General features: G+C 34.2%; 15 protein-coding genes. 11 read left to right on the top strand and 4 right to left on the bottom strand.

The annotated features are described in order from the left end of the window. The coding region (locus tag SFT90_00365) for a DNA gyrase subunit A (protein ID MDX1948937.1) at positions 1-1,050 on the bottom strand (1,050 nt) is incomplete at its 3' end. 151 nt (positions 1,051-1,201) lie between these two features. Beyond that, positions 1,202-2,410: a DUF2336 domain-containing protein gene (locus SFT90_00360; protein ID MDX1948936.1), complete on the bottom strand. Its 1,209-nt coding sequence runs from the start codon at positions 2,408-2,410 to the stop codon at positions 1,202-1,204. A gap of 298 nt (positions 2,411-2,708) precedes the next feature. On the opposite strand from SFT90_00360, the gene rpsF reads away from it, so the two are divergent. From rpsF to rplI, 3 genes are all read left to right on the top strand, one after another. Then, positions 2,709-3,032, top strand: coding sequence for a 30S ribosomal protein S6 (gene rpsF / locus SFT90_00355; protein MDX1948935.1), 324 nt, complete (start codon positions 2,709-2,711; stop codon positions 3,030-3,032). Between the two features lie 70 nt (positions 3,033-3,102). Then, positions 3,103-3,333: a 30S ribosomal protein S18 gene (gene rpsR / locus SFT90_00350; protein MDX1948934.1), complete on the top strand. Its 231-nt coding sequence runs from the start codon at positions 3,103-3,105 to the stop codon at positions 3,331-3,333. 25 nt (positions 3,334-3,358) lie between these two features. Continuing rightward, positions 3,359-3,955, top strand: a complete 597-nt coding sequence (gene rplI, locus SFT90_00345) for a 50S ribosomal protein L9 (GenBank protein MDX1948933.1) — start codon at positions 3,359-3,361, stop codon at positions 3,953-3,955. Between the two features lie 125 nt (positions 3,956-4,080). Here rplI and SFT90_00340 read toward each other — a convergent pair whose 3' ends face one another. Further along, positions 4,081-4,818, bottom strand: a complete 738-nt coding sequence (locus SFT90_00340; protein MDX1948932.1) for a DUF481 domain-containing protein — start codon at positions 4,816-4,818, stop codon at positions 4,081-4,083. A gap of 156 nt (positions 4,819-4,974) precedes the next feature. On the opposite strand from SFT90_00340, the gene SFT90_00335 reads away from it, so the two are divergent. After that, positions 4,975-6,771, top strand: coding sequence for a flavodoxin domain-containing protein (locus SFT90_00335; GenBank protein ID MDX1948931.1), 1,797 nt, complete (start codon positions 4,975-4,977; stop codon positions 6,769-6,771). A gap of 49 nt (positions 6,772-6,820) precedes the next feature. Here the strand turns inward: SFT90_00335 and SFT90_00330 are convergent, their stop codons facing one another. Next, positions 6,821-7,576 carry a sulfite exporter TauE/SafE family protein gene (locus SFT90_00330; GenBank protein ID MDX1948930.1) on the bottom strand — a complete coding sequence of 252 codons (756 nt, stop codon included), beginning with the start codon at positions 7,574-7,576 and terminating at the stop codon, positions 6,821-6,823. A 49-nt stretch (positions 7,577-7,625) separates the two neighbouring features. Between SFT90_00330 and SFT90_00325 the strand changes: the two genes are divergently transcribed. The 7 genes from SFT90_00325 to ruvA all read left to right on the top strand — a co-directional run. Next, positions 7,626-8,051, top strand: a complete 426-nt coding sequence (locus SFT90_00325; protein ID MDX1948929.1) for a 23S rRNA (pseudouridine(1915)-N(3))-methyltransferase RlmH — start codon at positions 7,626-7,628, stop codon at positions 8,049-8,051. A 241-nt stretch (positions 8,052-8,292) separates the two neighbouring features. After that, positions 8,293-8,631, top strand: a complete 339-nt coding sequence (locus SFT90_00320; GenBank protein ID MDX1948928.1) for a flagellar basal body protein — start codon at positions 8,293-8,295, stop codon at positions 8,629-8,631. Positions 8,632-8,634: 3 nt separating this feature from the next. Continuing rightward, complete coding sequence (gene flgC, locus SFT90_00315) at positions 8,635-9,102, top strand: flagellar basal body rod protein FlgC (GenBank protein ID MDX1948927.1); 468 nt, start codon at positions 8,635-8,637, stop codon at positions 9,100-9,102. 54 nt (positions 9,103-9,156) lie between these two features. After that, positions 9,157-9,480: a flagellar hook-basal body complex protein FliE gene (locus SFT90_00310; protein ID MDX1948926.1), complete on the top strand. Its 324-nt coding sequence runs from the start codon at positions 9,157-9,159 to the stop codon at positions 9,478-9,480. Between the two features lie 12 nt (positions 9,481-9,492). Continuing rightward, positions 9,493-10,485, top strand: coding sequence for a hydroxymethylbilane synthase (hemC, locus tag SFT90_00305; GenBank protein ID MDX1948925.1), 993 nt, complete (start codon positions 9,493-9,495; stop codon positions 10,483-10,485). Between the two features lie 69 nt (positions 10,486-10,554). Then, positions 10,555-11,064 (top strand): crossover junction endodeoxyribonuclease RuvC, encoded by a 510-nt coding sequence (ruvC, locus tag SFT90_00300; protein MDX1948924.1) that lies wholly within the window; start codon positions 10,555-10,557, stop codon positions 11,062-11,064. Then, a partial coding sequence (gene ruvA / locus SFT90_00295; GenBank protein ID MDX1948923.1) for a Holliday junction branch migration protein RuvA occupies positions 11,036-11,661 on the top strand: 626 nt, incomplete at its 3' end. The genes ruvC and ruvA, both read left to right, overlap by 29 nt.

Here is an 11,661-nt window from a genome sequence, read left to right as displayed (position 1 = left end):
AAGGACATCTTTAATGTTCATCTGCCTTGGTCTGCCGTGATCTAACGCCAAAATATTATAGCCAAAACTGGTTTGTAATGGCGTGAATTTATATAATTGATTCAGCACCACTGAACCAACTGCATCTCTCTTAAGCTCCACTACAACGCGAACGCCCTGCTTATCAGATTCATCTCGAAGCTCCGAAATTCCTTCAATTTTTTTCTCCCTAACTAGCAAAGCGATTTTTTCAACCATCAAAGCTTTATTCACTTGGTAAGGAACTTCAGAGATTACAATCATTTCTCGACCGTTATTATCAACAATTTCAGCTTTACCACGAATTACAACTGATCCCCTACCCTCTTGCAATGCGTTAATTGCTGGTGTTCTGCCCATTATTATCCCGCCCGTGGGAAAATCAGGCCCTGGAACTATATTCGTTAATTCATCAAGTGTTGCTTCAGAATTTTCAATTAAGAAAATTGTAGCGTCAATCATTTCACCTAAATTATGCGGTGGAATATTAGTTGCCATTCCAACTGCAATACCGCTTGTGCCATTGACAAGTAGATTTGGAAATCTTGCTGGCAGAACCATAGGCTCTTTCTCGCTACCATCATAATTATCTTGCCAATCAACGGTTTCTTTGTCTAAATCTTCAGTGAGCTTATGCGTGATTTTCGCCATTCTGGATTCGGTATAACGCATTGCGGCTGGGTTATCCCCATCCATTGAGCCAAAGTTACCTTGCCCATCAACAAGCGGAACTCTCATTGAAAAAGGCTGAGCCATTCTCACTAATGAATCATAAATTGCTGTATCACCATGCGGGTGATATTTACCCATTACATCACCAACTATACGAGCAGATTTTCTATAAGGCTTGCCGAAATGTGCCCCAGTATCTTGCATAGAATAGATTATACGCCTGTGAACTGGCTTCAAACCATCACGAGCATCAGGAATAGCACGACTAACAATAACGCTCATTGCGTAATCAAGATAGCTAGATTCCATTTCTTTTTTAATAGAAATTGGAATAATTTCTGCGGTATTTGAGATAGACATAAACCTTCGGTTTTTTATAATTTTGAGCGTCATTTCGAGCTAGACACAATGTGTTTGCTCTATATGACTCAATTAAGAAGCTATTTTATAGAATAACTAATAACTTAAGGCAATCTTTTTAGTAAGAATTTTTATGGAAATAATTGAATGATTACCACTCGCCGTCCTGTCTATCAATGTGCTTTTTGATGATTGAAATAAAACTAGAAAGATTTTTAATTTTCTTGCCACGAGAAAGACTGATTATCTTTTTAATGTATTCGTGAAGATCATCTTTTGCTTTTGGCGTGCCGAATTTTTCAGATTCAATATCCATTTGGTTTATAACCCAGATTGAAAATCTTACCGCTTCAAATAGAGCATCTGGTAAGTGAGCCCTATCATACAGAGCCTTCAAGCCGTGATCTAAATCAGTAACTAATTTTCTAATATTTGAAAATTTAACACCAGCAAGCCTTGCCATGCAGATTTCAAACATTGTTTTGTTACCAAGTGCAATAGCAGAAATTGGCACAAACTGACCAATAGGCTCAAAATCATTAAGGATAAAAGTTAATTTGCCGTGAATTGGCTCAAGGGCTTGTTCGAGCTGGTTATTGCTTTCGAGCATATTTATCAGCTCAATTAAATCCTCACCGAAGATTTTCATATTGCCAAAACGGAAAGCCGCAATCTCTCCAGAATCCTTGAAGAGAGAGTTAATTTTATCAAAGTTACAACTATATTTTGTTTCTAACTTACTGCGAATTGCCTCAGAAACTTTTTTGGTGACGCTAACTACAACATGAGAAGGAATTGAGCCGCGAGTAATTAGAGACTCGATAATATCTTCTTTATTTGCGTGAGTATCGACAATGGTTAGATAATCCTTTTCGTTTATTTGTGCGGTAGCGTTTTGTAATAGGTTTGAAATAACATCTTCATTATTAACTTCAACTAATGCACCAGAAACATTCTCAGACAAACCTTCCCTTCTAGCAATAGCAATTTGCTTTTCAGTGCTGTTAGAAGTTTTGATAATCTCAACTAAGTCATCATCAGTTAAAATTTGTGAAAACTCTAAAATGGGGCGAGATACATCATCAATGTCTTTTGCTAGAGTAAGAAGAACATCTCTTGGCACTTCATCAGTGTTCATCAGATTTTCAGCAAGCGACTTTCTAACCCCAACCTCAGCGTATTTAATAAGTAATCGGAAAATTTCTTCAGCCAAACCCTTTTCTTTATCAGAAAACCCTTTAGTGGCATATTGTCCAGATATCTTATCAACAACTTTTACTTTAGTTTCAAGGTTGCCTTGTTGAGTGAGCATCTTGACATCTTCAGTTGATAATTTCTCTGGTTCATTCATTCTAGGCATTACAAAACATTTTTATGTTAAGTCTAATTATACTAAATACTATAATCAACTATTAATCTAATTAAAGTAGTTTTAAGAAGTTTTAATTTTATTTTTATAATTATTTTGTGGTTTCATTGCTTTATAACAAAATAAAAAAGTCTTAAGTTGCATCTTAACAGGAATCAAAATTTTAACCCTTTGAAATGTTTAATGTAATTCATCTTTTGCTAAAATTGCAACATAGTTAAAAAAATTGGTTGCAAATAGGTTTTAGCACGCTATTATCCGCCTCCTAAAAAGCATATAAAATAAATTTATGGCACTATACGAAACTACATTTATTATTCGCCCAGAGCTTGCACAGGCTGACGTTGAAAAGGTTGTGGCTAGCTTTGAAGAAGTTATCACTTCTGCAGGTGATAAACTAATTAAAAAAGAATTTTGGGGCTTGAGGGATCTTGCATACAAAATTAAAAAAAGCAAAAAAGGGCATTATGTTCATTTTGGCTTTGAAGCTAAAGCTTCTACAATTTCTGAGCTTAGAAGAAGGCTTGGCATTAGCGAAGATATAATTAGGGATTTAACTATTAAAGTTGAAAAGATTTCCAACGATAACACAAACTTAAACAGTGAAGATTAATTGAGGTTTTATGGCTTACAGAAAAGATAAAAAGAAATTAGACGAATCAAAATTTCAGATAAACCCTGCTATGCTTCCGCAGGTTTTCTCTAAGAGAGAGAGAGAATGCCCATTATCTGGTGAAAATGCTCCTATTGTAAACTATAAAAATGTTGCATTACTTAAAAAATTTATTTCTGAAAGAGGTAAAATTCTTCCAAGAAGAATTACTTCTATCACCGCTAAAAAGCAAAGAGAGCTTGCGGAATCTATCAAGCTAGCTCGTAACATTGCGTTGCTACCTTATGTTAGCAATCAATAATTTAATTATTAAATTTTGAATTTTTATGAAAGTTATTTTATTAGAAAAATTAAAAAATCTTGGCGAAGTTGGCGAGTTGGTTGAAGTTAAGTCTGGCTATGCAAGAAATTTTCTTATTCCAAATCGTAAAGCTGTTTTTGCAACCAAGCAAAATGTAATAGATTTTGAATCTAAAAAAGCTGAGCTTCAAGCGCAATCTAAAAAAAGAGAGGCTGAAGCTAATAAAATTGCTGAAAAAATTAGAAATAAAATCCTCGCTGTTATCAAGCAAGCTGGTGATGATGGAAGGCTTTATGGTGCAGTTAATTCATCTGATGTTGTTGCTGAACTTAAAAAAGAAACCTCAGTTGAAATTGATAGAAAAAATGTAACAATCTCAACAGCAATCAAATTTGTTGGTTTTTACCAAATTTACATTGATTTAGGTGAAGGCGTTACAGCACAAGTTTATGTTAATGTTGCGAGAGGTGAAGCTGAGGCGGAAGAGCTTAAGAATAAATTTTTAGCAGGCAAAATTAAAGTTGGCACAGCTGGTTCAGTTAACGAAGTGGAAAATAAAAAAGCCTCTCAAATAACTACTACAGAAGCTAACAAAACCGAAGAAACCCCTAAGGCTGAGTAATTTCTTGTCCCGAATTTTTATTTAGTTAAAGCTAACTAAGGGTGTGTACTGAATTCTTAGATAAACTCTAGCTAGTTCATTTACTCTAGCATCAGAGAGAAAGCAACTAAAATAGATTTAATAAATTATTCGCTAGCAAATTCGTAGCCAATCCCGATAGTTGTTAATTGATCATTATTTTTTCTGCCGATCGGCACTTCAGAATTATTCTCAATTAAATATCCCGCTTTGAAATAAACATCGTCTATTAAATCAGCTTTTAGAGAAGTTTGTGATCTTGTAACTTGCAAATCTGAACCCCAATAATATCCAACATTTTGGTTAAATTCTACATTTTCATTAAGAACATAATTCAAGTCACCACCAGCTTTTGCAACAAACTCATTAATATCTTCTTTATTGCCAGTAAAATTAGTTTGTCTTGCACCACCACCACCTTCAACAGATAATTTAACTTTGTCGTCATTCCTAATATAGTAACCAAGACCCGCTAATTCATGCATTCTATGTTCAAAACCAGCAAATCTATCATTAAAATACTCAAGCTCACCAAAGCCGTAAGTTTTTTCCGAGAGATCATATTTTAATTTGTTATTTAGCAAATAATCTTCATCAGCCCTTTGGCTATTTTGCTTAAGATTTATTGCCCTTCCCATCAGATTATTAGTAAATTTACCTTTAGTTGATTCCAAATTGAAATTTGCATTGAGATTATCAGCTTTTGTGTTACCTCTTGCAAACATTAAGCCACCATCAACGCTTAATTTATGCTTCATTGAAGCTGGGTAATTAAAATTCTGAGCATTTGAAATATTTGGAGATAAAACCACTAAAACTGAAGCTAAAAGAGCTATTTTTTTCATAAAATCCTAAATTAATTCGGTCTATCACATTAGTTACAAGTTTTGATTTAGGCAATTATTACAAATTTTTTTATGGTCTAAACCTAAATTAATTAAAATAATGTTGAAAAATATCCACAATTTTAGTAACAAAGCCCAAACTTAATATTATTCAAATTGCCAGATAACAGCACACCTAATTTTTCTAATGAGCAGAGAAAGCTGATTGAATCTCTTGTTCCAAGCCTTTCTAAAGAGCAATCTCTCTATCTTTCTGCGTTTTTGGGTGGTTATGCCCTCTCAAATTCTGCTGCGGGTGAGCAAGTTGTTTCAGCAAACGCAATTCCATTATTAATTATTTATGGTTCGGAATCGGGTAATTCTGAGGGCTTAGCAGCAAAAGCAGCAAAAATTGCAAAATCTAGGGGTTTCAAGCCTGTTGTTGAAGATATGTTTAGTTTGGAAATTCCAAAACTTACCGAGCATAAAAATTTGTTGGTTTTCCTAAGCACTTGGGGTGAAGGCGACCCACCAGAAAGAGCAACTGAATTTTATAAAAACCTGCTCAATGATAATGCTCCAAATATGCCAAAAAGCTTAAATTTTGCAGTTTGTGCTTTAGGTGATAGATCCTATGTTAAATTTTGTGGTGCGGGAAAAGATGTTGATGAAAGGCTTGAAAAGTTAGGTGCAACAAGGGTTTTTGATAGAATTGATTGTGATGTAGATTTTGAAAAACCTGCAAATGAGTGGATAGAAAAAGCTCTCACTAAATTTTTGGAAGTAAACGGCGTTGATGCTTCTGCTAAGTTAGATGTTAAAACTACTTCAAGCGAGGTTGATTTCTCTCTGCTTTTTGGTGCGGGTGGTAAGGAATATAGTCCGTCAGAACCATTTATTGCTGAGCTTTCTGATAAAGTTTTGTTGAGCGAAAAAGGCTCTGAAAAAGAAACCTATCACTATGCAATATCGCTTGAAAACTCAGGGATTAAATATGAGGTAGGTGATGCACTTGGTATATTGCCTCAAAATAATAAAAATCTAGTTGCTGAAACTATTAAAACTCTTGGGTTTTCTGGTGAAGAAATAGTTGATGGCAAAAAATTAAGTGAGCTTCTTACAGAAGATTATGAGATAACTTCACTTTCGGCGTTTTTAATCAAAAATTATGCGGAGATTATCGGCGATAAAAAACTCTTAGAAAAAGCTAAAAAGTCTGAAATTTCTGAATATATTTATGGCAGATTTTTAATTGATTTAATTAAAGATTATCCAATCAAAAATATTAAAGCAGAAGATTTTGTTAAAATTCTTAGAAAAATTCCGCCTCGTTTATACTCAATCGCTTCTTCACAAAAAAGTGTTGGTGATGAGGTTCACTTAACTATTGCAAGCGTTAGATATAACAGCTTTGGAATGGCTAGAAGTGGCGTTTCTTCTGGCTTTTTGGCGGATAGCTTGAAGAAAAATGATAAGGTAAAAATTTACCTCAAACCCAATAAAAATTTTAGGCTTCCGCAAGATAACGACAAGCCGATTATAATGGTTGGCCCCGGCACTGGCATTGCACCTTTCAGGGCTTTTATGCAAGAGAGAGATGCTATTGGTGCTAAGGGCAAAAACTGGCTTTTTTTTGGTGAGCAGAGATATAATTATGATTTCTTGTATCAACTTGATTGGCAAGATTATTTCCAAAAAGGCTTGCTTACTAATTTTGATGCAGCCTTCTCAAGAGATGGACTTAAAAAAGTTTATGTTCAGCATAAAATTTATGCTCGCAAAAAAGAAGTTTTTGATTGGTTAGAAAGCGGTGCATATTTCTATGTTTGCGGTGATGAAAAAAGAATGGCAAAAGATGTTGATGCAACGATTCATAAGGTAATCTCTGAAGTTTCAGGCAAAGGAGATGAATTTGCAAAAGAATATATCTCTAACCTCAAAAAACAAGGCAGATATCAAAGAGATGTTTATTAGGGCTTTTGTTAATTATACCTCTTATCCCCTAATTCCTTGGCGAGAATTATTATAATCCTAACAAATAATAAGTTCCAAGTAAAAACCCGACTGAGATTATTATTTTTCTGAGGGTTTGCGGCTTGATGGAGTTTGCAATTTTTGCCCCAATATAGCCACCAATAACCGCACCTATTAGCACAATTAAAGCGGATTTCCAAGCTATCATTCCAGAAAAAGCGAAGAAAATTACCGCAGTAAAATTTGCAATCACTGCAAAAAAATTCTTCTGCGTATTGAGTTCTTTAATATCATCTTTTTCAGTGATTGAAAGTAGTGCCATCAGCATAATTCCTTGCCCCGCACCAAAATATCCGCCGTAAATTGTAATCAAAAAAAGCCCTATAAAACTTGCTTTTTGTGAGGAGAACCTATCAAGCAATTTCTTATTTTCATTCAAAATATTTTGAATTTTAGGTGCTAGGTAAAATAAAATCGTTGCGAGATATAACAAAAATGGAATTAAACTTCTGAAAAGTTTTTCACTAGAAATCATCAATAAAACTGAGCCTAACGCACCACCAATAAAGCAAGCGAGGATTTTATATCTGAGTTCAAAAATTTTGCCTATGAGATATTTTCTTTGCGGAATTAATCCGCCAAAATGTCCAGGAAATATTGAAAGGCTATTAGTTGCATTCGCAATAATTGAAGTTAAACCTGAATGCATTAAGGCTGGAAAAGTGAAGAAAGTTCCGCCACCTGCAATGGAATTAACTAAGCCTGCTAGAATTCCTGCGATAAATAAAATAAAAATTTCAAGCATTTTTGAGTTTTTTAGGGTATTTTTTAATTATTTATAATGATTTAGCTATATGAAATTCAAAATTTTTTATCATTCGCATAGTAAAAATGAGGGTTTTGAAAGTGTAATTCAAGATTATCAAAAACGGCTTAATTGGAAAATTGAGTTTGAGAATTACATCAATAGAAAATCCAAAATTGGTATAATTGAAGAATTATCTGCAAAATATTTCGTGATTGCCCTTAGCGAAAACGGCACAGAGTTTAACAGCGTTGATTTTTCTAAATATCTTGAGAAAATCTCTGCAAATTTTGGCGGTAAAATTGCTTTTGTAATTGGTGCGGCTGAGGGCTTTGATAAACAGGATTTGAAGAAAGCGAATAATGTTATTTCGCTTAGTAAATTGACCTTTCCGCATAATATGGCACGCTTAATGCTTGTTGAACAAATGTATCGTGCTTGGACTATTTTAGAGAATAAACCCTATCATAAGTGAGTAAAAATTGCCTTTTTAGGGGTGGTTTGTTAGGATTTAGGGGTAATTTATAATAGCCTCTCCCATTGGGAGAGGCAAGATTTTCAAGCGAGTTAATACAAGCTTAGAAAATCTGGTGAGGGCTAAGCAGTATATTTATTTGCCCTCACCCCTAACCCTCTCCCGATGGGAGAGGGGGTTTAATCAAAACAAAAACATGGATATTAGCAATATATATTCCCTCAATTTATTAGAGCAGAAGATGAAATATAATTCCGCTCGCCAAGAAGTTATTTCCGAAAACTTTGCTAATGTTGATACACCTGGTTATAAAAGAAAAGATTTAGCACCTTTAAGTTTTGATAATGTTTTAAGTAATGAGCTTAAAAATGTTGCACCGGTAAAAACCAATTCAAAACATCTTGCGGGGCTTGATAATTCAAACCAGTTTGAAATGCTCTCGAGCAAAAATAAAGTACAGCTTGATATGGAAGCGTTGGAAATGATGAAAAATACTAATTCATTTTCTGAATCTTCAGCATCTTATAGGAAAATTTTATCACTGATAAAAGAAGCGATTGGCAATAATGGCACTAATTAATTTATGAAGATATTTTTTTATATATTCTTAAGTATTTTATTTTTTGCAGAAAATTCTTTTTCGGCAGGGCTTAAAAACGCCCTTGATATCTCTGCTTCTGGAATGCAAGCCCAAGCTGAAAGGGTAAAAATAATCACTGAAAATATCGCAAACACTGATACCACTGGTATTAGCCCAAATGATACACCTTATCGCAGGAAAATTATCGTTTTCCAGAATGTGAAAGATGCAAAAACTAAAGCAAATTTAGTTAAAGTTAGAAAAATTGACACTGATAAAAGTGATTTCAAACTTGTATATATGCCTGAACACCCAGCCGCTAATGAAGAAGGCTATGTGAAATTTCCAAATGTTGATAAGAACTTGGAATCTATCGACCTCAAAGAAGCCCAAAGGGCTTACGAAGCAAATATCACCGCTATTGAAAACACAAAACAAATGATTGATAGAAGCCTAGATTTATTGAGGTAAATTATATATTCCCCCTCTCCCTACTTATAGGGAGAGGGGTATAAAATCTAATAAATGAAAGAAAATAAAAAAGGTATGAATGTAAATATTTTAGATGCGTTAAACGCTTACAATAAGGCCTCCTCGCTGGAAGTTAAGGGGCTTGGCGGTGCTGAACAATCAGAGGATTTTACATCGCTGGTTGAAAAAGCCCTGCAAGATACTAAATCCAAGCTTGATAACGCTGAGGCAACCACCATAAAATCTGTTAAAGGTGAGGTTAGCCTTGATGAACTCGCAATTTCAATTGCTAATGCGGAAGTTAGCTTAAAAGCCTTGATTTCCATTCGTGATAAGCTAGTTTCAGCACTACAAGATATATTAAGAATGCCGATTTAGATTTTCGTATTAATGCACCTTAAAATTGGAACACGCACTAGCAAGCTTGCACTTGCACAAACGGAAGAAGTTATTTCTGAAATAAAAAAAATTCAGCCAGATTTTTCATATGAAATTGTAAAAATAAATACCAAGGGTGATCAAATTCATCATAAGCCTCTGAGAGATATTTTTGAGGGCGGAAAAAACGCCTTCACTAGTGAGCTTCAAAAGGCTCTCATAGAAAATAAAATTGATATTGCTATTCACTCAATGAAAGATGTTGCTGGCAATGTTAAAGAGCAAAATTTATGCTTTCCAGCCTATCTAAAAAGGGCTTCTGCGGTTGATGTTATAATTAGTCGCAATTTTATTGATGATATAAAATTTTTGCCAAAAGATTTTATTATAGGTTCAGTTTCACTTAGAAGAAAACTCGCTATCAAAAAAATTAATCCGCTTGTAAAGGTTCGGAATTTAAGGGGTTCAGTGCAAACTAGAATTGCAAAACTCCGCCATAATTTTAAGTGGGAAGGCCATCCGCCAATCTTTTACGATGCGATAATTATGGCAAAAGCTGCGATTGAAAGAAGTGGTGAGGATTTAGATTTAAGCGGGCTTTATGTTAAAGAAATTTCTGTTCAAGATATGATACCGGCTGCTTGCCAAGGCATTATTGGTGTTGAGTGCAGAAAAAATGATAAAAATATTATTTTATTATTAAAAAAAATCTCGCATCAAGAAACAGAAATTTGTGCAAATATTGAGCGAGAAATTTTATATAAACTTCAAGGAAATTGTCATACTGCCGTTGGTGTTTATTGCTATAAAGAATCAGAAAAACATATTGTTATTTGTGAAATTGCAAGTGAAAGCGGAAAAGAAATTATTAAAATTTCTATTTCTGAAGAAAATATTTCAGCAAATAATTATAAAGAATTAGTTGCTTTAGCCTGCAATAAAATTCGCTCTGAAGCCAAAAAATTTGACAACGATTATCAGAGAATTTTTAATATTGGATTTTAGATAGTGTTGTCAAATTATTCATAAAATAAATAGAGCTCGTCTTCGTGGCTATGAAATATGGGGTATTAAGTGAACACAAAAATTATATTAGGTATTGATCCGGGGCTTGCTGATACAGGCTGGGGGGTTTTGGAAGCAAGCACTCAGGGCTTCAAATTCATTGATTCTGGCTCTCTAAAAACTAATCCAAAAGATGAAAATTCTTACCGCCTAAAATTAATCGGCGATGAAATAAAATCAGTTATTCAAAAATATAACCCGCAAGAATCCTGCTTGGAAGAGGTTTTTGTTAATAAAAATAATTTATCCTCACTCAAACTAGGGCAAGCAAGGGGTGCAATTATTTATGTTTTAGCTGATAATAATATTCCAATTTTTGAATATTCTGCTACAAATATTAAAAAATCAATAGTTGGCGTTGGCAGGGCTGAAAAGCATCAAATATCAGCGATGTTGAAAATTTTGCTGCCAAAGGCAACACCGAAAAATGATCACGAGGCAGATGCACTTGCTTGTGCCGTTTGCCACGCAAACCAAACTAGTTCAAATTATGATTGGCAAACTAAAAGGCGTAATTGATAAAATCTCTGATAACCAGATAATCCTTGATGTTGGAGGGGTTGGCTATTTAGTTTATGCTTCAAATAATACGATTGGAAAAATTGGAAATGTCGGCAGTTCAGCAAGCCTTACTATTGAAACTTTTGTGCGTGAAGATGCGATAAACCTGTATGGTTTTGCTGATGAAGATGAGAAATTTTGGTTCATTCAACTTAATAAAGTTAGTGGCGTAGGGGCAAAAGTTGCCCTCGCAATTCTCTCACATTTGAAGCCGAGAGATTTAATTTTGGCTATTTCTTCCGCTGATAAAAAACTAATATCGTCAGTTCCCGGTATTGGGCCAAAAATTGCGGAAAGAATTATAACAGAATTAAAAAATATTGCAGGAAAAAGTTCAATTTCTGCCCCAAGTGCTGAGATTGTGAAACTAAAAAATGGTAAAGAAACTATTAGCGAAAATAATATTATTTTTGATGCAACTTCCGCTCTTGAAAACCTTGGCTTTACTAGAAGTGATGCTTTTTCAGTAGTTTCAAATTTGCATAATAAAAATAAAGAAATTTCTTTAGAGGATTTAATAAAAAACGGCTTGAAGGGGTTGGCTTCTAGGGGGTA

This window comes from Rickettsiales bacterium, assembly GCA_033762595.1.
In the GTDB taxonomy this organism is placed as follows: domain Bacteria; phylum Pseudomonadota; class Alphaproteobacteria; order Rickettsiales; family UBA8987; genus JANPLD01.
The sequence above is the reverse complement of the archived record's forward strand: the minus strand, read 5'-3'. Positions and strand labels throughout refer to the sequence as shown.